This window comes from Streptomyces sp. NPDC037054 (assembly GCF_055606745.1).
Genome location: NZ_JBVJSJ010000012.1, coordinates 1 through 20,145 on the forward strand (window position 1 = coordinate 1; position 20,145 = coordinate 20,145).

22 protein-coding genes are annotated in these 20,145 nt (G+C 68.3%); 12 read left to right on the forward strand and 10 right to left on the reverse strand.

Annotated features, from left to right (window positions below; all coding sequences use genetic code 11):
• Positions 1–121: 121 nt before the first annotated feature.
• Both istA and istB read left to right on the forward strand, forming a co-directional pair.
• Positions 122–1,627, forward strand: a complete 1,506-nt coding sequence (gene istA / locus ACZ7D7_RS25815; RefSeq protein ID WP_470827299.1) for an IS21 family transposase — start codon at positions 122–124, stop codon at positions 1,625–1,627.
• Entirely contained in the window at positions 1,627–2,418 is a 792-nt protein-coding gene (gene istB, locus ACZ7D7_RS25820) for an IS21-like element helper ATPase IstB (RefSeq protein WP_470827301.1), read from the forward strand. Before istA ends, istB begins: the two co-directional genes overlap by 1 nt.
• A 106-nt stretch (positions 2,419–2,524) precedes the next feature.
• Here istB and ACZ7D7_RS25825 read toward each other — a convergent pair whose 3' ends face one another.
• Entirely contained in the window at positions 2,525–3,895 is a 1,371-nt protein-coding gene (locus ACZ7D7_RS25825; protein WP_470827302.1) for a P-loop domain-containing protein, read from the reverse strand.
• Between the two features lie 185 nt (positions 3,896–4,080).
• Between ACZ7D7_RS25825 and ACZ7D7_RS25830 the strand changes: the two genes are divergently transcribed.
• From ACZ7D7_RS25830 to ACZ7D7_RS25840, 3 genes are all read left to right on the forward strand, one after another.
• Positions 4,081–4,203, forward strand: a complete 123-nt coding sequence (locus tag ACZ7D7_RS25830; RefSeq protein ID WP_470827303.1) for a hypothetical protein — start codon at positions 4,081–4,083, stop codon at positions 4,201–4,203.
• A gap of 200 nt (positions 4,204–4,403) precedes the next feature.
• On the forward strand, positions 4,404–4,562 hold the full coding sequence (locus tag ACZ7D7_RS25835) for a hypothetical protein (protein WP_470827304.1): 159 nt from the start codon (positions 4,404–4,406) through the stop codon (positions 4,560–4,562).
• 207 nt (positions 4,563–4,769) lie between these two features.
• A complete protein-coding gene (locus ACZ7D7_RS25840; RefSeq protein WP_470827305.1) occupies positions 4,770–6,167 on the forward strand; it encodes a hypothetical protein in 1,398 nt (465 codons plus the stop codon).
• A gap of 693 nt (positions 6,168–6,860) precedes the next feature.
• On the opposite strand, the gene fxlM is transcribed toward ACZ7D7_RS25840, so the two are convergent.
• From fxlM to ACZ7D7_RS25880, 8 genes are all read right to left on the reverse strand, one after another.
• Positions 6,861–9,182: a methyltransferase, FxLD system gene (fxlM, locus tag ACZ7D7_RS25845; RefSeq protein ID WP_470827307.1), complete on the reverse strand. Its 2,322-nt coding sequence runs from the start codon at positions 9,180–9,182 to the stop codon at positions 6,861–6,863.
• Positions 9,183–9,231: 49 nt separating this feature from the next.
• The gene (locus ACZ7D7_RS25850) at positions 9,232–10,611 is read right to left on the reverse strand and encodes a phosphotransferase (protein ID WP_470827308.1); all 1,380 of its coding nucleotides are present in this window, start codon (positions 10,609–10,611) and stop codon (positions 9,232–9,234) included.
• Positions 10,608–11,444, reverse strand: coding sequence for a class I SAM-dependent methyltransferase (locus ACZ7D7_RS25855; protein ID WP_470827309.1), 837 nt, complete (start codon positions 11,442–11,444; stop codon positions 10,608–10,610). Before ACZ7D7_RS25855 ends, ACZ7D7_RS25850 begins: the two co-directional genes overlap by 4 nt.
• Positions 11,441–11,974, reverse strand: a complete 534-nt coding sequence (locus ACZ7D7_RS25860) for an HIT family protein (protein WP_470827310.1) — start codon at positions 11,972–11,974, stop codon at positions 11,441–11,443. The genes ACZ7D7_RS25855 and ACZ7D7_RS25860 overlap by 4 nt, the downstream gene beginning before the upstream one ends.
• A complete protein-coding gene (locus tag ACZ7D7_RS25865; protein WP_470827312.1) occupies positions 11,971–13,203 on the reverse strand; it encodes a methyltransferase domain-containing protein in 1,233 nt (410 codons plus the stop codon). The genes ACZ7D7_RS25860 and ACZ7D7_RS25865 overlap by 4 nt, the downstream gene beginning before the upstream one ends.
• 191 nt (positions 13,204–13,394) lie before the next feature.
• A complete protein-coding gene (locus tag ACZ7D7_RS25870; RefSeq protein ID WP_470827313.1) occupies positions 13,395–13,844 on the reverse strand; it encodes an NUDIX hydrolase in 450 nt (149 codons plus the stop codon).
• On the reverse strand, positions 13,841–14,464 hold the full coding sequence (locus ACZ7D7_RS25875) for an MFS transporter (protein ID WP_470827618.1): 624 nt from the start codon (positions 14,462–14,464) through the stop codon (positions 13,841–13,843). Before ACZ7D7_RS25875 ends, ACZ7D7_RS25870 begins: the two co-directional genes overlap by 4 nt.
• Positions 14,465–14,654: 190 nt before the next feature.
• Positions 14,655–14,861, reverse strand: a complete 207-nt coding sequence (locus ACZ7D7_RS25880) for a hypothetical protein (RefSeq protein ID WP_470827314.1) — start codon at positions 14,859–14,861, stop codon at positions 14,655–14,657.
• 333 nt (positions 14,862–15,194) lie between these two features.
• Between ACZ7D7_RS25880 and ACZ7D7_RS25885 the strand changes: the two genes are divergently transcribed.
• From ACZ7D7_RS25885 to ACZ7D7_RS25910, 6 genes are all read left to right on the forward strand, one after another.
• Positions 15,195–15,536, forward strand: coding sequence for an ArsR/SmtB family transcription factor (locus ACZ7D7_RS25885; protein ID WP_470827316.1), 342 nt, complete (start codon positions 15,195–15,197; stop codon positions 15,534–15,536).
• A gap of 68 nt (positions 15,537–15,604) precedes the next feature.
• Positions 15,605–17,248 carry a SulP family inorganic anion transporter gene (locus tag ACZ7D7_RS25890; protein ID WP_470827619.1) on the forward strand — a complete coding sequence of 548 codons (1,644 nt, stop codon included), beginning with the start codon at positions 15,605–15,607 and terminating at the stop codon, positions 17,246–17,248.
• Entirely contained in the window at positions 17,245–17,661 is a 417-nt protein-coding gene (locus ACZ7D7_RS25895) for a pyridoxamine 5'-phosphate oxidase family protein (protein WP_470827317.1), read from the forward strand. Before ACZ7D7_RS25890 ends, ACZ7D7_RS25895 begins: the two co-directional genes overlap by 4 nt.
• On the forward strand, positions 17,658–18,083 hold the full coding sequence (locus ACZ7D7_RS25900) for an ATP-binding protein (protein WP_470827318.1): 426 nt from the start codon (positions 17,658–17,660) through the stop codon (positions 18,081–18,083). Before ACZ7D7_RS25895 ends, ACZ7D7_RS25900 begins: the two co-directional genes overlap by 4 nt.
• Before the next feature lie 19 nt (positions 18,084–18,102).
• Positions 18,103–18,504 carry an STAS domain-containing protein gene (locus ACZ7D7_RS25905; protein ID WP_470827319.1) on the forward strand — a complete coding sequence of 134 codons (402 nt, stop codon included), beginning with the start codon at positions 18,103–18,105 and terminating at the stop codon, positions 18,502–18,504.
• 62 nt (positions 18,505–18,566) lie between these two features.
• On the forward strand, positions 18,567–18,920 hold the full coding sequence (locus ACZ7D7_RS25910; RefSeq protein WP_470827621.1) for a zinc ribbon domain-containing protein YjdM: 354 nt from the start codon (positions 18,567–18,569) through the stop codon (positions 18,918–18,920).
• Positions 18,921–19,016: 96 nt separating this feature from the next.
• Here the strand turns inward: ACZ7D7_RS25910 and ACZ7D7_RS25915 are convergent, their stop codons facing one another.
• Entirely contained in the window at positions 19,017–19,367 is a 351-nt protein-coding gene (locus ACZ7D7_RS25915; RefSeq protein ID WP_470827321.1) for an STAS domain-containing protein, read from the reverse strand.
• Between the two features lie 410 nt (positions 19,368–19,777).
• Here ACZ7D7_RS25915 and ACZ7D7_RS25920 point away from each other — a divergent pair, with 410 nt between their 5' ends.
• Positions 19,778–20,140 (forward strand): ArsR/SmtB family transcription factor, encoded by a 363-nt coding sequence (locus ACZ7D7_RS25920; protein ID WP_470827622.1) that lies wholly within the window; start codon positions 19,778–19,780, stop codon positions 20,138–20,140.
• Positions 20,141–20,145 lie beyond the last annotated feature (5 nt).

Sequence of the window (20,145 nt, forward strand, 5' to 3'; positions counted from 1 at the left end):
AAGGCGGGTCCGCTTGCCCCAGCCCTTCGCCTCCGCTGACAGAAGATCCCCCACCTCGTTTGTACCCAACCGAGCATTGCGGGACAGCTCTTAGACCACCCGGTCTGTTCTCTTGGCCGGTGTGAAGAGCAAAGAGGAGATCATGGAGATTCTGGAAGCGTACGACCTCACGGGCAGTTACCGTGCGGCGGCCGAGCTGGCCGGGGTCGACCACCACACGGTGAAGCGATATGTGGAGCTTCGCGGCAGGGGCGGCGACCCGACGAAGCGGCAGCAGCGGCCGAAGATGATCGACGACTACCTGCCGAAGATCGAGGAGCTCATCGAGCGGTCCGGCGGCCGGATAGGCGCCGACCGGGTGCACGAGAAGATCGCGGCGATGGGGTTCACCGGCACCGACCGGACCACGCGGCGGGCGGTCGCCGCGGCGAAGGCGTCGTATCAGGCAGGCCACCGAAGAGTGTTCCGCCCGTGGATTCCCGAGCCCGGCTTGTGGATCCAGTGGGACTGGGGCGACGGCCCGAAAATCGCAGGTCGCAAGACGTGGCTGTGGTGCGCCTGGCTGGCCTGGTCGCGGTTCCGGGTCGTGATCCCGGTGCTCGACAAGACCCTGCCCACGATCGCCAGCTGTCTCGATGCGACGCTGCGGCGGATCGGCGGGGCCCCGACCTACGCGCTCACGGACAACGAGCGGACGGTCACCACGGACCATATCGCGCGAATACCGGTACGCAATCCGCAGATCATCGAGATCGGCCACCACTACGGGCTCACGGTCAGGACGTGTGTTCCCGCCGATCCGCAGTCCAAGGGCGGGTCCGAGGCGACGGTGCGGATCGCGAAACGGGACCTGGTGCCCACCGACGTCAACCTGCGGCCGGCCTACCGGGACTTCGCCGAGCTCGAGGACGCCTGCCGCCAGTTCACCGACGAGGTGAACAACAAGGTCCATCGGGCCATCCGGCGCAAGCCCGTCGAGGCCCTCGCGGAGGAAGCCCACCGTCTGCACCGGCTGCCGGAGAACCCGTTCACCGCCGCCCTGGGCACCACTCGGAAGGTCGCGAACGACGCGACGATCTCGGTGGACTCGGTCCGCTACTCGGTCCCGCACCAGCTGGCCGGGCAGACGGTCTGGGCCCGCTTCCACGGCGACGAACTCATCGTCACCGCAGTGACCGAACACGGCGCCGCCGAGGCGGCCCGCCACCAGCGGTCCACTCCGGGCAGCCCGTCCATCAAGGACGAGCACTACCCGCCCCGCGAGGACACCGGCGGCGACCGCACCCCGAAGGCCACCTCCGCCGAGGAGGCCGCGTTCTTGCAGCTCGGCCCCGGGGCCGCGTCCTGGCTGGTCGAGGCCGCGGCCGCCGGGGCCCGGCGGATGCGGCCGAAGATGGCCGAGGCCGTCCAGCTCGCCAAACTCCACGGCGCCGCCGAGGTCGACCGGGCCCTGGGCACCGCGGCGATCGCCGGCCGGTTCGCCGAGAACGACCTCATCTCGATCCTCGACCACCACATCGGACGGCACGTTCCCGAGCCGACCCGGGCGTCCGAGGACCACAGCCTGCAGCCGGGCACGTCCGCCTGGTCCCGCTTCGGCGTCGCCCCTGAAGGAGACGAACACTGATGGCCACCCCTCTCCGCACCGTTTCGGGCTCCCACGGCGACCCGCTGGCGGAGGCGATCGAGCTGACCCGAAGGCTCAAACTTCCGCACATCCGACGAGCGTTGACCGACCTGATCCCCACCGCGAAGGCCCAGCGGTGGGACCCGGCCGAAGTCGTCCGCGTCCTTCTCGCCGAGGAGGCCGCCGGACGCGATGCCGCGAACCTTCGCACCCGCCGCAAGCGGGCCGGCTTCCCCGCGGGCAAGACTTTCGGCGACTGGGACGAGACGAAGTCCTCCATCTCCCGCCAGGTCCAGGACTCGCTCAAGACGCTGGAGTGGATCACCCGCAAGGAGAACCTCTGCGTCTGCGGGCCCTCCGGCACGGGCAAGAGCCACTTCACCGAGGCCCTCGGCCAGGCCGCCGTCGAGGCCGGACTCACCGTCGCCTGGTTCGCGATCGAGGACCTTGGAGCCCTCGTCCGCCGGCACCGTGTCGACGACTCCCTCGCCAGAGCGATGACCCGGCTGATCCGGTCCGACCTCATCATCGTCGACGACATCGGGCTCCTGCCCGTCTCCGCGGACGCCGCCGAGGGCTTCTTCCGCCTGGTCGACGCCGCCTACGAACGGCGTGCTCTGGCCGTCAGTTCCAACCTCCACCCGTCCGGCTTCGACGAGATCATGCCCAAGACCCTCGCCACCGCGACCGTCGACCGGCTCCTCCACCATGCCCATGTCGTCGTCACGCAGGGTGACTCGCTCCGGCTCACCGAGGCCACCTCCGGCAAGGGGGTGAGACCCCTGCACTGACCCCAGCCCAAGAGGGATCACTCGCCCCAGAGTGGGGAGTTTTCCTGTCCGTGGGGAGTTTTAGTGTCCGCCAGCGGGCGGCTGATCCTGTCCGCCACCGGGGAGCTCAAGAAGTCCGTTGACAGTAGTCGTAGAGCAGGTAGGACGGGGTGTCGGATGGCCAGTCCTGGGCGCGGTAGCCATCCGCCCACTCGTGCAGTTGTCTCTCGAAGTCCGTCACATCGCCCAAGGCGGTCAGGGCCTCTCGGCGCAGTTCCTCGTGGCCCAGGGCATGAAGGTGGGGAGCGGTTGGTGTGTCGGACACGAGGACCTGGCTGTGGCTGCCGGGAATGAAGCTGCGGCCGGTGATCCCGCGCAGGAGTCGGTCGACCCGGTACGGGCGTACGCCGACGAGGCCCGCCAGATCCGTGGCCGTGAGACTGCCTCGGGCCGCTACCAGCAGCCCGAGGAGCGGGACCCCGACGGGCTCATCGTCCAGCAGCCGGCGCAACTCCCGTCGGGCCAGGGCGCTGATGCCCTCGGCGTGAGGCCACGGAGCAAGCGGGCGAACGATGTTCCCGGAGCGCAGGGGGTGGTCCGAGGGAACATCGTCCGGCACGGGCGGGCTTGGCCGGCCGGTGACCACCACGCGCATGCCAGCTGGTGGGGCTTTCGGCAGCAGGGCGGCAATGCTCAGTCCGCCGGATACGGCTCCCTGGTCCTCGTCCAGTCCATCCACGATCAGCACCAGGCGCCGACCCCGGCCCCGGGACGCCTCCGCAGCGGCCCGGCACAGGTCGGGGAAGTCCTCCAGCCGGCTCCCTGCAGCTGTGCCATCCCGCTGTGCGACCGCGGCCAGTTGCCGCGTCACCGTCTCGAGGAATCCCTGCCGGTCGTTGCGGCCCAGGCGATCGGTGATGAAATAGGACACGATCTCCACGCCGTCCGGACGGTGCCGGAGCACGAAGTCGGAGACCAGGGCCGATTTACCTGCCCACGGGGGTGCCTGCCACCACACATACGCGGAGGCGCCCCGCAGGTCCGGACCGCTGCAGAACGCGGTCAGCTCCCGCAGCTCGTCTTCCCTGTCGAGCAACTGCGCCGGGAGGATGTGCTGCTCGATCCAGGCGGCGTGCGCCTCGTGTCCTCGCTCTGGCGGCTTCGCCGGTGTGAGAGGCGAACGGGGCGGCTGGGCCTGGTCCAACAGGGTGCGCCACCGGCCCTCGTCGAACCGCTCACCCGTCCATGCGCTCCACTGCCGGACCACGGCGATCAGCTGCTCACTGCTGCTCGGATCCGGAGTCTTCACCCGCTCCCACTCGTCGTGCAGCCACTCCGCCAGGCGCCTGTCCAACTTCGAACCATGGCCACCGACCGCGCGGGCGAGAGAACGACGCGAATACCTCTGCCCCGCCTTCCTGTTGTGCGCGGCCTTGGCTCTGCCCTCCAGGGCCCGCAGCGCGTCGTACAGCTCACGGGCCTTGGACGACTCCCCCACCCACGCCACCTCTCCCGTGTGCCCGCCTGCCCGCATCGAGACGCGGCGGGCACGCCGATGACCAGGAGCGTAGAGGCAGTTCACCCGCAGTGCCCGCCCTTTCGGACAGTCACCACCCACAAGCGGCACGGTCATCCCTGTCGGCCCCTACGGCCGACGATCACCGAGGAAAGGAACACATGACCATGACCATGCCCATCGCCCGCAAGCTGGGCCGTGCCGCGCTCTTCAGCCTGGTCCGCGGCGCGTGCTGGGCCCTGGGCTCAGCACTCGTCGCGGGCATCCTCTGGTGGGTCCAGCACCAGTAGCCGTAATCGGGGCCTGCCCGCCCGCCACCTGCACAAAGTCATGTGGCGGCGACCTGGCAGTCAGAACGTTCTCATCGTTTCCGAGCCCGCCGGGTGTCTCGCTCGGTCGCATAACCGGCGGGCTCGGTTTTCTCCACCGGCAATGCGGCCCAGCGACTTCCTTGCCAGGCGGCCTGATTCTCGGCGGGGATCAGCTGGCAATGGGCACCGGATCGGACGTTGGCCTGCTACTGCTTCAGGCGCCGGCAGGCTCGGAAGAGACGGACCGAGACGGGGTTGCTGTCATCGGCGTCGAGGACTTCGACTGCGTCGACGAGGAGGCCGTTGTCGACGAGAAGGTCTTCCCACAACGTCGGTGAGCACCTTCTCCGAACCAAGGGGGCTAGGGTGCCACGTTGGTTGCGCGCGAATCCGGGCGCAACACTGACCCGTGGTCACGTCCGTGGCCGGCCGCGAGATCGAATCGCCTGCCTTGCTATGCGCTCCTAAAATGGCCATGAGTCGTCAATTTTGTCTCGAAAGCCAGGCGCGAGCTGGAGTCGGCTATGACACAATCAGGACGCCCCGTGGCGGTAGTTGGGATTTATCCGGACATTCCCAAGCACTACTTGCTGCTTTTCGATTCCATTGTAATGAACAGCGTTGAAGCTGCCCTCGATGTGTACGCAATGGCCCCTGATCTAGATGTGCAGCGGAGCATCGCCGACATACGATACCTCCAGGAAAGGGGCATCCTCCAGCTAAGGTTGCCATCAGAGGAGATCAGCGAGCAGTATGAGGAAGAACTTCTCGAATACTTGTTGACAGTTGAAGAGTCGACGCCGATCCACCTGAACTTGCCCGGCCCGCCGGGACTGAACGAGCTCGTAGAAAGAACAAAAGGGGAACTGCGAAGCGGCAAGGAACACCAAAAGGCCCAATCGGTGGAGAGCCGCAAAATTGATGCTCGGGCGCGACTAACCGCCATCCAGCTCCGCCTCGAGGGAATCAACGCTGTGCCGATCTTGTCTTCTACAGGGCCACGAGAGGGAGGCGGCCTGACCCCTGCGGAGGTCGCAGAGATCACCCTAAATGCCCTTCCCGTCCCCTCGCAAGACACCCCCATCGAGTCCATCCTGGAATTCCGTGATGACGAAGAAGCCATAGGCACTCTGGCCTCTCTTCACCGATGGATGCGAAAGACGGCAGTCCAAGCAACCTCCCTCCAGGAATTGAGGGATGAGCTTGACGAATTGCTCTACATGCATACCTGTCACCTGAAGACTCATCGCATGAAATACAAGAATGCCAGACTGAAGACTCTCGTCACTGCCCCCCTGGAAATACTGGAAAGTATCATCAAGCTCAGACTAAGCGGACTTGCTGCGAAGCCCTTCGAGATGAGAGAGGCGCGCATCAACCTTCTTCAGGCAGAGCTGATGGGGCCTGGCGGCGAGGTGGCTTTCATCGAGAGGGCTGGAAGGCAATTTATGTCGACAGGGGCGGGCTCAACCCAAAAATCCACGCCGAAGAACAAGAAGGCAAAAGAAGCCCCCGCCATCGAGCAGCATGTTAGTGAGTGTGTCGAGCTCCTCCGAGGGCAAGGTTACGAGCCGCAGGTTTCCGGGAATCTCATCACTTTCGAAAGTAACGGCTCAAGATATGCCATACCCAGAGACCCTGACGACCTCACCTACTACCGGGTCATTTATCCCGACTTCTGGACAGTAAACCCAGACGAGGAAGAGGAGATTGTACTGGTACTTTCCAACTTGGTTGCACTTAGCCGCAATGGGGTGCGGATCTTCTTTGACTCAGAGATAAAGAGAGCCTCTGCGTCAACGGAAATGCTTTTCAATGAGCCCGCCGACTTCGTTTTCCACCTTCCAAGGATTCTGGGAATGATTCAAGCAGGCGTTGAACTTTTCGTTGACGGAATGGCGCATTGGCGCGACACTCAGGGCTCGCAGTCGAACGAGGGTTGATCTACTCATCTCATACCCGGTCCCTCCCGCGTCGTCTCCGGTGGCGGTCTGCCTTCTCCGAATAAGGAAGTCGAAGGCTGCCCGAAGCATGCGGCCCTATCGCTCGTCGCTTGTGCGGGCCGCGAGCTGATCGAGTGAGGGGATTCCTAGAAAGACGGCAGATTCTTGCCGTTGATGTCTCGCGTCCAGCGCCGCGATCTTCTCTTCTGCCGCCGAGAGGCTGGCGGATAGACCTTCAACTCCTCCGAGCCAACCTTCCCTAAGGATCATCCGGGAGGCCGCTTACCTCGTATGCGATGTCACCGCACTGGCATCGGCCGGTTCGGATCTCTGGGGCCAGGAGGGTGACAGCCTGTTCGGTGGCTTCGGTCTCCGTCGGTTTGCTGGCTCTCGGACACAAGGCGGGACGGTGTGTGCACCAGCACCGGGTCACCGCAAGGACTGCGTGTGGTGTTGCAGATTTCACGCTCGGTTTGTTCGGAGGGGCGGGTCGTCTCGGCCATGGATCTCCTCGAGGAAACGGGATGCGGACGGCAGGGTCGTGGAGGCTTCTAGCAGGTGCAGGGATCGATGAGGGGTGGGACTCGACGCCCGTGAGCCGGGGTTCCGTCGGGCTCACGTATGCCGGACATAGCAGGCCGGCCCGGTCCGGCGCGCTTCAGCGACAGCGCCACGTCTTTCGTCCGGCCGGGTCTACGGTGAAGGCACACGGCCCGGCCACTGGAACACGAGGCGGCTATGGGGCTTGTCCAGGACGTCCCCGGCGGGTAGCTGGCCGTCGGGGGTGCTAGCCGGGTGAACGGTCAGGACAGGGTCGTTTTGCTTGCCGTCATTCGTGCGTACGTCGCGGTCCCAGGCTCTCACCGTGGCCGCCAGCTGCTCGGCGAGCTGCGGGCCGTCCTGTCCGAAGGCATGGACGACCCACTCCCACTCCTTTTCGGCAGGGCAGTCACCGTGCCGGGTCTGGACGTGGATGAGGTAGGCCAGTGAGGCGTCGCCGAGGAGCGCCGACGCATCGCCGTCCTTCGCGATCTGGGTGACGCCGGTGCCTTTGTCCCGGTGGGCGGACAGACGGACGAAGCCTGGCAATGTGGTGGCCGCGTAGAGCTGCAGCGAGCCGAAGTAGAAGCCCGCCCCCATGGTGACCCCGGTGGCGACCTGGTGGCGCGGCCCGCGCAGGGCCTCTTCCAATCCCTTCGTCGAGGCGGGGGTGCCGTCTTCGAATCGGAGCTTCAGCTCGCCGTCGAGGAGGTCTACGACCGGGATGGGGCGGGCGTGTTCGCCCTGGGCGCGGAGGAATCCGCAGTGCGTGAACTTCCGCGCGTGCAGCATCTCGCCGCGTCGCTCGAATGCGATCGCCCTTGTGTATCCGTGGATTTCGAGGGGTAAGACCAGGCGACCGCCCTCAGCGACCTGCTCCCGCCAGGCTGGGGAGATGTCCCAGGAGTTGTAGGTGATCACGACTCCGTCGAAGCCGCCGCGCGGTGCGAGGTGCGAGGGGGCGCCGAGTGCCGCATCGCCCTGGAACGCGGTGACACGACCGCTGCCGGCCTCTGTGGTCAACCGCCGGGTGCGGTGCACGACGTAGGGGTCGATGTCGCCGGTGACCACCCTGCCCGTGGCGCCGACCACATGGGCGATGAGCTCGGCGTTGTAGCCGCCGGATCCTGCCTCGAACACGATCGCTCCCGGCTTCAGGCACAGGCTTTGGAGCATGTCGGCCTGGAGCCAGGCCGCGGACACCGAACTGGTCGTTTTCCCTGTCTCGTCGCGGCGGGTGATGACGGCCTGGTCGCCGCCGTCGTACGCGGTCTTGAGGTCCTTCTCGGGGATGAAGCGGTGACGGGGCACCGTGCGCAGCGCCTGCTGTACCGGTTCGGAGGGCGCCCAGCCGCCGTCGATGACCGTGTTGGTCATCTGCTGGCGCAGCCGGACGGCTTGGGCCGGTTCTCCGGGCACGGGCGGTTGGTCGATCGCGAGCGGATAGGAGTGGACCGGTGCAAGGTCGGGGATAACACCGGGCCAGATCGCGTGCAGGGCCTGCGCGGCTGGAACGAACACGGGACCGATGCAGGTCAAGGCGTGCAGGTCATGCCACTCCCACCGGTCGAACAACTGCGGTTCTCGGTTGGCGAGGGTGCCGGACCATGCGGTGATACGGACGACAGCGGTGAGCCGCGGCACGCCGTGGCTGTCGTCGGCCAGCATCGTGACCACGTGCGTGTCCGAGGCCGAGGTGGTCAGGCCCGTCTCCTCGGCCAGTTCTCGAATCGCCGCTGCCTCGAAGGACTCCGCACCGCTGGGCTTCCCGCCGGGGAGTTCCCACATGCCTCGGCGTGAGCGGCCCAGCAGGACGCGCCCGGCGTAGTCGGTGACGACGGCCAGGGCTCCGGTCAGAGCGTGGCCGGTGGGTGGGCGTTTCTCCACTGCCTGGGTGTTGGCGTGGCAGGGACCGCGCAGCACCAGGACGGCGAGCTGGTCTGCCTCCAGCCGCTCGACGGTTTCCCAGCCTTCGGTGAGCAAGCGAATCTCGTCTTCGTCGAGGGCGATGCCCCGTCGATCGGCCGGGGTGTGCTCGACCACCGGAGTGATGACCACCAGCGTGCCGCCGGGCCGCAGCCGCTCACTGAGCCCGTGCAGGACGCGGCTGCGATCGCGCAGGAACGGGTACATCAGCCGCATGGTGACCAGGTCGTAGCCGTCCTTGTGTAGCTCTGCCGGGTCGTCGCGCTCGATGTCCAGGCAGATCCAGCGCAGCCGTGCGACGCCGGTGTGTTCGTCCCGGGCCCGGGCGAGAGCGCTGTCAGCGAAGTCGATGGCGTCCACCGTGTAGCCGAGGGAGGCAAGATAGACGGCCAGACTGCCGGTGCCGCAGCCCACATCGAGAGCCCGTCCGCCGTCGGTTGGGGCGGGGGTGTGCTCGGCGAGCAGGGCGCGCTCGCGCTCACCGAGTTCCCGGAATCCCTTGCCGTTGGCATAGTGCTGCTGCCACTGGTCGCGGACGACGTACGCCACGGTCGTGCTCCTCAGCTGCTCTTGTTTGTCGGGCGGTGTGGTGTGCTGGTCAAGGACGGTGGGTTGCGCGGAGCCTGGCCAGGGTGCGGCGGCCTCGCTCGACGAGCTCAGGATCGCCGTGGGCGGTGCCGTACTGGATGCCGGAGACGGCATCCAGTACCGACAGGCCAGCCAGGTGCTCTTCTTCGGCGGGGGTCAGGGGGCGGCCGTAGCCGGTCATCAGGGCCTCGTGCAGGTCCGGTCGGCCGTGCCAGGCGTCGGACAAGCGGACGAAGTCCCTGATGGCCGGACCGCGTTCGCTTCTTTCGAAGTCGATCACGTACAAGGTGCCAGTCGACTTCTCCCAGCGAAGGTTCCGCCGCTGGAAGTCGCCGTGCGTGGGAACTCTCTCCAGTGCTGGCAGACCTGCGGCCCCCTCTGTGGTGGCGCGGATGAACGCCTCGTCCCCGGGCTCAAGGTAGGCGCGTGCTCCGTCCAGGTGCCGTTCCAGCTTCTGGAGTGGCATGGAGTCGGGGAGGGGCGGCAGTGCCGGGGCGCTGCGGTGGATGGTTGCCGCGAGCTGTCCGATGCGGTGGAAGATCCGTCGCTCTTGTTGGGGTGGGTGGACGGCGCCGTGAAGGGAGCGGCCTGGCACGGCTGTGATGACGACGGCCCGTAGTGATTCATCGGCAGCCATTAGCCGGGGTGCCATCGGGCCCAGACGGGGAACCCAGCTGCGGAAGGCGGTCACCTCGCGCTGGTGGAAGCGGTCGCTCTGGTGGATCTTGACGAACCACACCCCATCCTCGGCATCGCGTGCGCGCCACACCTGGCTGCCCTTGCGTGCCCAGGAGACATCCGTCCAGCTTGTGATCCGGCCGACTGCCCGCTCGACGAAGTCCCGCACCGCGTCCTCGGGCATGGTGCTGCCTGGGCCGGCGTCGGGGACGACGCGTAGCCGATCGACGGCCGGGTCGTAGGCGATGGGATCCCCGGACTCCTGGAAGTGCAGGGCGATCCGGGCTCCGGCCCGGTAGGCGTCCAGCCCGGCCCGGCAGTAGGCAACCATGGGCTCCGGCAACTCGTCGAGCGGGAACCAGCCCATGGCGTCGCACCGGTCCGGCTCCATGACGCGGGGGCTGCCGTGCCAGTGCCGGACCTCGAAGAAGAACCCAACGCGCGTGCCCCCGCCGGGGGAGCGGTGGTGCACGGTGACGGCCGCGCGAACATCAGTGGGGTCGACGAGGACGCCGGTCTCCTCTCCGGTCTCCCGCACAAGCGCGGTGACGGCATCCTCTCCGTTGTCGAGGTGACCAGATGGGAGATGCCAGAGTCCTGTCGCGTAGACATCGCCAGCCCGCCGGGACAGGAGCACTTCGGGGCCGGCCTCGGTATCGCGGACCGCGACCAGGTGCGCGTCCAGCGGCTCGGTGTGCCGCCCCCCGCTCACCGGTCACCGCCGGGGCGGCGCGCGAGCAGTACGGTGAACACGGTGTCCTCAACGAGCCCTTCACCTCGGCCGTGTTCCTCCAGCAGTAAGTGGGCCTCCTGCTCGAACCGTGCGTGCTGATCTCCGAAAAGCGGTGGGCGGGCGAAGCTCGTGCTGCGCAGATAGCCGACCACAGCTGCGGGTGTCCACCTGCGGCGGACTGGGATCCGGTGCTCGGTGACGTCGCTGAACGCGGACTCGGCGAGGTCGTCCTCGTAGCTGCGCCCCGGCTCGGTGTACGCCCCGGCGGTGCCGGCCCGTCGTTCGGGGCCGAGGTGGGACTGGATGAGCCGCTTCAGATCCGCCGTCCATTGCGCTTGGTAGGTCCAGAGGCTGCCATCTCCCATGATCGCCACGCTGGCCCCCGGAGCGGTGACGTGGTCGGTCATCGAGAGGACCGCGGGCCGCGGCATCCAGTGAAACGCCCGTGCGCAGGTGACCAGGTCCGCTCGGTAGCCGTCGAACGGCGGCGTGAAGTCCTCGGCTTGCACGCAGTGGAAGCCAGCGAGACTGTCACCAAGGAGCGGGGCGAGGACCTCAGTGGCCTCGCGGAGCATCCCGGGGTCCGGATCCACCAGGTCCAGGCGGGCGAACTTCGTTAGAGCGGGAAGCAGCGCAGCTGCAACCTGCCCGGTGCCGCAGCCGAGATCGAGCACGACAGGCCGGGCGACACCCTTCACTGTGCCGGCGAGCAGGCGGACCGCTTCGGACGGGATGCCCGGCCGGTATCGGGCGTAGTCGGCCGCCGCCGAGGCGAACAGGCCCCCGGACTCCTCTCCCGGGCGGCGCCTCATGCGTGCTCCAGCAGCGCGCGCAGTGCGGCGGCGTCCGCCTGGAGTTGTGCCTCGTCCTGGCGGTTTGTATCGAGGGCTGTCCAAGGGAGCGGCTCGCCAGGCGCCGGGTCGGCGTCGCCGGCGTAGCGGGGAACGATGTGGGTGTGGAGGTGGGGCACCACGTTGCCGAGGGTGGAGTAGTTCATCTTTACCGGCTGATAAAACGCCGTCAGGGCCTTGCCGAGCGTGAGGGTGTCGGCCCAGTACGCGGCGGCCTGGGTGTCCGAGAGATCGGTGGGCTCGGCGACGTGCGGTCCGCCGCGGTGGATGAGTACGCAGTAGCCCCGGACCTGGCCCGAGCGCCACAGGTAGGCGTTGGCCACTTCGCCCTGGTGGAGCAGGATGCCCCAGCCGATGTCGTCGGCGGTGAAGTCGTTGCCGCACATGGGGCAGCCGTGGCCGTCGCGGTGGCGGAGGAATTCCTCGGACCACCCGGCCGGCTGACTGGGGCCGTCGGCGGGCTGTGGAAGGGGTTCCCGTTGCTGGGTCATGGACAACTCCCGTGCGATGGAGACATCTGGTGGGGGACGGTGGCGATTGGGGGCAGCGTCCAGGCGAGGGCCTTCCGGCCGGGACCGGAGGTGACGCGTTGCGGGCCCCCGCCGTCTGGAATATCGACCCGGTAGGTGTCCGGACGGCCCGCCCGCTCCCAAGCGTCGTGGAGGTCTTCGAGTTCGGCCCACACATCGCGCGGCCCGTGCACGCGGACCGTGCCGTCGCCGGGGCCGGTCACCGCCCAGGAATCTTCCTCCGGGGCGACGATGGTCATCGTGTCGGCCTGGAAATCCCTGACCAAGCCCGGTGCCAGGTAGGCGGCGGCGACCCAGAAGCCGTGGGCGTCATCGTCGGGCGGTGTGAGCCGGGTTGGGCGCGGTCGGCCGGGGTCGGCCTTGACCTGGGGACGGTGGTTGACGGCGGTGAGCCATTCGTAGCCGAGCAGGGGCCGGTGGCCGCGCGGCCTGCCCGTCAGCACCGCCTGAAGCCTGCCCTTCATCGTGCGGATGGCGCGCATCTGGCCGGGCCAGCTGGGCGTTCTGGTCACGAGCGTGGTCAGCAGCGTTCCGCCGGGGGCGAGCTGCTCGACCCAGGTCAGCGGGATGCAGGGCACGCCGATGCCGGAATGGATCCGGTCATACGGTGCCCCGGTGGCGTGTCGGTTGAGCGCGTCGCCTTCGACGACCGTCGCTCCCAGCCCGAGCCGGTCCAGGTTCCGCTGAGCGAACTCGCTCATGTGCGGATCGCGTTCAACCCCGGTGGCACGGCCAGGGCCCGTGATGGCAGCGGCGAGCGCCAGGGAGATCCCCGGACCCGAACCAAGGTCCAGGAACCGCTGCCCGCAATCCAGTTGGAGGCATTGCAACACCTCGACGGTGGCAGGGGCGTAGGTGCTCATGGAGGTCATGTGGCCGCCGGTCACCGGTCCCCGGCGAAGGGCGTCCAGCGGCTCGCCGTCGCGCTGGAGCGGGACGGAGTCGCCGCTGTGGACGAGGTCGAGCCACTCCGCCTGGTCGTCGGGGTGCGAGCCGTCGAGGAGCCGCCAGTCGATCGGATCCGCGCCTGGGCCGCTGACCCGGACGTACGCGTGGGGGAGGAGCACTTCCCGCTGCACACGCAGGAGGGCGTCGCGCAGTCGCGGGTCGGTCAGCACGCCGTCGGCGACGAGGCGGTCGACCATCGCGGTGCGGGCGGCGGCCGTTGCGGCGAGCAGGTCAGCGGACATCCTCGGACGCTGGGACGTGTTCGATGCAGAACCCTCTCCTCGTTCCTGACCGGTTGGCCCTACGGCCGTCCTTCTCGTGCTTGCACTGGGAGGCGCGGGTGTATCCGGGACCCCTGCGCGGTGTTTGCAAGAGAGGTCCGGCTGTTGGGCGGCTTCAGGACCAGGCCGGTGCGTGTCCATCTCCGGGGCGCTCACTTCCGCCGCTCCCAACCGATCTCGGTATACAGCCGGCCAGCACGAATCCCCTCGATGGCCGCTCGGGTGTAGGGGACGGTCGGCTCCGGCAGGCCGTCGACAGGCCACCAGGCCCAACGGAGGCACATGTCCGGCTCCAGCACGCGGGGCTCGCCCTCCCACCGGCTGGGCCGGAAGAACAGCTGAACGCGCGGGACGGCGTCCTCGTGGTCGAGGAGGTGCACGGTATGCACGAGGATGAGGTCCTCCTCGGCGACGACCAGCTTCGCCTCCTCCATCGCCTCCCGTGCCACGCAGGTCCGGGCCGGTTCTCGTTCCACATGGCCTGCGAGCAGATGCCACTGGCCGCCCGCGTATGCCGAATCCGGGTGCCGCTGCCCGAGCAGCACCATGCCGTCCCGCTCCAGGTACAGGTGGCCGCCGATCACGTTCAGTTCCGCGCTCACGCCGTACCACCTCCGCCCACCGCGGGATTGCGCTGTGCGTCGTCAGCGGGGGCGGCGCCGGGTGAAGGTGAGGGGGAGGGGACGGGTGGTTGCATGAGCGGATCTCCTGGATGGGAGGGGACAGGCTGGGCTCCGGGCATCTGGCGGAGGCCGCGTAGTGGGGAGCGGTAGAGGACCACGGAAGGGACGAGGAGCAGGCAGGTGCCGACGATCAGGGTGGGCCGTACGCCGATCTGTGTCCCGAGGCCGCCCGCGACCAGGGCGGCCACCGGCCGGGCGCCTGAGGTGAGCCAGGTACTCACGGCCTGCATGCGGGCCTCCATGTCATCGGCGGTGACGACCTGACGAATGGAGCGCTGGGTGGTTCCCGCCGCCGCGGCGCAGGCCAGCTGGAGAAACAGGGCGGCGCCGATGCCGATCTGCCAGGCCAGGGCTGGGGAAGCGAGCAGCAGCGGGATCTGGGTGAGCGGGGTGAGCGCGAGCGCAACGAGCATCATCGGCCCGGGCCCGTACCGTCGCGCGAGGGCCGGGGCGGCAAGTGCTCCTGCCGCCGCGCCGAGGGCTCCCAGACCCAGGACCACGCCGAAGGCGGTCGGGCTCATCGAAAGGGACTTGAGCAGGTTTGTTGCCGCAGAGGCTGTGTCCCCCGCAGGTCGTGTCGCTTTATGGGGCGGTCGGCGCCATAACCAGTGTTGCGTTTGTGCGATGCATGGTGTCGCTTTCTCCGTCTCTGCACGTGACGAACGGCACACTCTAACCTTCCCTGGTCTTCTGCGAGTTGATCGAGGCAGGACGCTCACTTGAGCGGGATCAGCTGAAGACGAGTTCGCGGAAGGCGTTTCCCACGTCGGTGGGCGGCTGCGGGCCGCCGTCCTCCCGCAGGGCGCCGATGGAGGACCACACGGCGAGGATCTTGATGAGACTGGCGGCGTTGAAAGCAGTGTCCGGCTCGCCGGGGGCCAGGACACCGGCAGCAGCCGAAGCGTGGATGCCAGCGGAGGTGCCGACGGCCCACACGGTCCCGGGTGGACCTTGTCGCGGACGCCTTCGGCCAGCAGGTGCTCGATGCGATCGGTGCCGTAAGCCATGGACATCTCCGGATTTCGCCGCCGTGGAGTCTCGCCTCGGCAGCGTAGTGAGCCCCGTGCGCCGGATCCGGCATCTCCACCGCACGCGAGGGCGACGCCCGCAAGAGCGGCGGAAGGGGCACCACCAGACTCTCCACCCAATCCATGAATTGCTAAATTCTGCAATTCACTACATGCTGTGTTGGCTGTGTCCGCAGGTAGCCGCGGGCACGGCACCAGACGACACCTCGAGGGTTCGGGGTGGTGAAGGGAGTCCTAGGCCGTGCCGGTTCCGCTGTATCAGGCCAAAGCTGAGTTCTTCCGAATGCTCGGGCACCCGGTGCGTATACGCGTGCTGGAGCTGCTGCAGAGCGGTCCGATGCCGGTACGTGACCTGCTGACCGCGATCGAAGTGGAGCCCTCGGCGCTCTCGCAGCAACTCGCGGTCCTGCGCCGATCGGGCATCGTTACCTCGGCCCGTGATGGCTCGACCGTGGTGTACGAGCTGGCGGGCGGGGATGTGGCGGAGCTGATGCGGGCCGCGCGACGGATCCTGACTGAGATGCTGTCCGGGCAGAACGAACTCCTGGAAGAGCTGCGGGAAGCCGAGGTCGCGGCTTCGTGAGTACGTTCCTCGCCCAGGCAGTGGGCCGGGTGCGCTCCCTGTTGCCTGCCCGCGCCGACTTCGCGGTCATGGCCCGCAACCCGCGCCGCGATCTGCTCGCCGGCCTCACCGTCGCCATCGTGGCGCTGCCGCTCGCGCTGGGCTTCGGCGTGTCCTCGGGCCTCGGCGCCGAAGCCGGGCTGGCGACCGCCGTGGTGGCGGGCGCCCTTGCCGCACTGTTCGGCGGCTCCAACCTCCAGGTCTCCGGCCCCACCGGCGCGATGACGGTCGTGCTGGTGCCGATCGTCGCCCAGTACGGGCCCGGCGGGGTGCTGACCGTCGGGCTGATGGCCGGTGTCCTGCTGATCGCGCTCGCGCTCCTGAAGGCCGGCCGCTACATGCGCTACATCCCCGCCCCAGTGGTGGAGGGCTTCACCCTGGGCATCGCCTGCGTGATCGGCCTCCAGCAGGTACCCAACGCGCTGGGGGTGACCAAGCCGGAGGGCGACAAGGTTCTGGTGGTCACCTGGCGCGCGGTCGAGGAGTTCGTACGCACCCCCAACTGGACCGCCGTGATCCTGGCCGTCGCCGTGGCGGCCGTGATGCTGCAGGGTGCTCGCTGGCGCCCCACGATTCCGTTCTCCATCGTCGCGGTCATCGCCGCCACCCTGGCCACCCAGCTCTTCCACCTGGACGCGGCTGCCCCGATCGGGGACCTACCCTCCGGGCTGCCCGCCCCCTCCCTAGCCTTCCTTGATCTGTCTGCGGTGGGTTCGCTGCTTGCCCCGGCCGTCGCGGTTGCCGCGCTGGCCGCACTGGAGTCGCTCTTGTCGGCGACGGTGGCGGACGGGATGACGGTCGGCCAGAAGCACGATCCGGACAAGGAGCTCTTCGGGCAGGGCATCGCGAACCTGGCTGCGCCGCTGTTCGGCGGCGTCCCTGCAACGGCCGCGATTGCTCGTACTGCGGTCAATGTCCGTACCGGAGCGGGCTCCCGGCTTGCCGCCTTGACTCACGCCGCCGTCCTGACGGTGATTGTGTTCGCCGCCGCCCCGCTGGTCTCTAAGATTCCCCTGGCCGCGCTGGCCGGTGTGCTGCTGGCCACTGCGATCCGGATGGTGGAGGTCGGTGCGCTGCGCGCGATGGCCCGCGCGACCCGCTCGGACGCGATCGTGCTGGTCCTGACGGCCGTCGCCACACTGGCCCTTGATCTCGTCTACGCGGTGATCATCGGCTTGGTCGTCGCGGGCGCCCTGGCCCTGCGGGCCGTCGCGAACCAGGCCCGCATGGACCAGGTCGACTTCAAGGCCGACCTGCCCGGCGAGCACAGCGACGAGGAGCACGCGCTGCTCGCGGAGCACATCGTCGCCTACAGGATCGACGGGCCGCTGTTCTTCGCCGGCGCCCACCGCTTCCTCCTCGAACTCTCCGAGGTCGCAGACGTGCGGGTGGTCATCCTGCGGATGTCGCGGATCACCACGATGGACGCGACCGGCGCCCTAGTCCTCAAGGACGCGGTGCAGAAGCTGAACCGGCGCGGCATCGCGGTGATGACCTCCGGGATACGCCCCGGTCAGCGCCAGGCCCTGCAGTCGGTCGGCGCCCTGAAACTCCTCCAGTTGGGGGGCCGCGAGTACGCCACCACTCCGGAGGCCATCGCTGGGGCCCGCGCCCACCTGCACCACGCCGGAGTTCTGCCCGCCGCCCCCGTCACCGAAGAGGCTTCCCGATGACCACCCCCACCGCACGCCACATGGTCGAGGTCTCCGGCACCGAAGCCTTGTGGCTGCTGGAAAGCGCCGCCCAGGGGCGGCTGGTGTACGTTCAGCGCGAGCAGCCGGTCCTTCGCCCGGCCGTCCATGTCCTGGAGTACGGGCGTCTGATCGTCCGTACGCCGGCGCAGGCCGCCGCCCTGTCCGCACGGGCCTCGCTCACTTACCAGTCGGATGAGATCAAGGTGGCCGGCGGCACCGGCTGGACCGCGACCGCCACGGGCCCCGCCGAGGTGATCATCGACCCGGACGAGGCCGCCCACTACCGCTGTACGCTGCCCGGCTGGGCGCACGGTCCGCACGACACCCTGGTGCGGATCCGCCCGCAGACGGTGACCGGGTTCCGCCTGGCCCATGCCGAGGCCACCCGGTGAGCACTCAGCTCGAATCCCTGCCGCTGCGGCATGTGCTGACGCTGCCCGCGATGGGCTCAGCGGTACGGATCGCCCGCGAGACCACCGAACAGGTCCTTACCGAATGGGGCATCAGCCGACGCCATCCCACCGTGGATCCGGCGCTGCTGATCCTGTCCGAGCTGGTGGCCAACAGCGTCCAGCACGCCGCCTCCATGTCGCCGAACGTCACCGTGATCTACGCGGCCGGGACGGACACGTTCGCGTTCGCCGTCCACGACCGCCACCCCTACCAGCCCGCTCTGTTTGCCGCGCTCACTGGCAGCGGCAGCGGCGGACTGGGCACCGTCATGGAACTCACCCTGGGCCTCGGAGGCACTGCCGTGATCCGGGGCGACGCGGACGGCCGTGGCAAAAGCATCTGGATCACCCTCCCCCTGTGAAAGACCGAGGCAGCAGCGGATGACCATAGAGTGGCGCTACACCACCCACCCCAACCTGTGCGTTCTCTCCCTGGCCGGGCACTTGGGCCCCGACGCGGTGGCCCAGTTCGCCGGGGCGATCGGCTGGGTCCTGGCCCGCGGTACCGGGCCGGTCATCTTGGACCTGACCGAGCTGCGCGGCTGGTCGGTCGGCGGGCAGATCGCGATGGCCGAGGCCGCCCGCCAACTCGCCGACGAGGGACGCCGGATGGAACTCGCTGCGATCCCTGCGGACGGTTCCCCGGTCCCCGGCAGCGTCCAACCGCCGATCGCCGTGCATTGCGACCTGCCCGCCGCCCTCACCGCCCACCAGGCGGTGGCCGGTGAGCAGCGGCAGTGGTGCAGCGACGCCTGGCCCGGCGAGCACGCCGTGGCGACATAGAGCCTGATGTAAGTGATGCACAGCAAGGAACAAGGCAAGGAAACACGAACACCATGAGCGATGTGACCGAGACGCTGCCGCCGTGCCCCGAGTGCTCCAGCGTGTACACCTATGAGATGGGCGCGCTGCTGGTCTGTCCCGAGTGCGGCCACGAGTGGTCGCCCGCAGCCGCAGAACCGGCGGGCGGCGCTGAGGACGGCGGGATCAGGGATGCGGTGGGCAATGTGCTCGCCGACGGCGACACGGTGACAGTGGTCAAGACCTTGAAGGTCAAGGGCAACCCGTCCGGGATCAAGGCCGGTACCAAGGTGCGCAACATCCGTCTCGTGGACGGAGTGGACGGCCACGACATCGACTGCAAGATCGACGGATTCGGTCCCATGCAGCTCAAGTCCAGCGTGGTCAAGAAAGCCTGACCAAGCGGCCCGTCGGCGTCTTACGGGCTTAGTGCAGACCCAGGTGGTCCCGTCCTCGGCGGAGGACGGGACCACCTGTTTCTCGACGCCTGGCGCCTACCCATGGGCCGGGTCCAGGGCGTCCAGCGCAGCGTCCAGATCGGCATGCGCGGTCAACGGAATCAGATGGTTGGCCGCCAGGGTCCCTGCGGGCAGGGAGCCGATTCCGCACAGGGCCAGCGGACGCGATCGGCCCGATACACGGCGGGCCAGGTCCAGGACCGCAGCCTCACCCTTGGGGCTCCAGCCCAGCAGCCCACTGGCATCCAGCACGATGGGGCCCTGGCACTGGGCAAGCACCCAGTCGACCCCACCGGTGAAGCGGGCGGTGCCATCCGCGCCGAGGTAACCGTCCAGACGGATCACTCCCGTGCCACGCCGGTCCTCGTAGTGCCAGTTAAAGCTCATGGATGCCATTGTTCCGCGGGTTAGCGCGTAGGGCCGGTCGGTTCTACGGCACGGGCCGTGCGGGTGGCCGAGCCCGTGCTGCCGCCCCAGATGCCTACACGCATCAAGTGGTCGTGGCCGCAGCGTGGGCAGTTGCCGTCCTCGCCGACGGCGGCCGGCAGGCACTTCAGACGGCAGGCCGGGCACTTCAGGAGGGCTCCGTCGGAGCCGGGCAGTCGTGGAATGCGCACCGAACCTCCCTCACGGCTTGTCGAATTGCTAATCTTAGCAATTCCCGAGGTCATCATGTGTGTGTGAGGGCGCGAGGATGTCCCCATGGCGAAGAGTTTTGGGTGGATGCGATGCACGGTGCACGCACGACAGCGGCCGTCCGGCACTTCTGCGGCCTCTACGGGCGCGGGGCGGGCGCGGTGAGCGCACCGCTGTACCAATTGAAGGCGGAGTTCTTCAAAACCCTCGGCCATCCGGTACGGATCCGCGTGCTGGAACTCCTCAGCCAGCGCGAACACGCGGTCTCCGAAATGCTCGGTGAGGTGGGCGTGGAGGCGGCCCACCTCTCTCAGCAGCTAGCCGTGCTACGCCGGGCCAACCTCGTCATCCCCCGCCGGGAGGGCTCGGCCGTCTACTACTCGCTGGCCAATGTGCAGGTGGCGGAGCTGCTGCGGGTCGCGCGCACCATCTTGTCCGGCGTGCTGGCGGGCCAGGCCGAGCTGCTGGCCGACCTTGAGGCCGCCGAACCCAAGGCCGCACCCGGGCGGCGCAGGCCGTCTTAGACGGC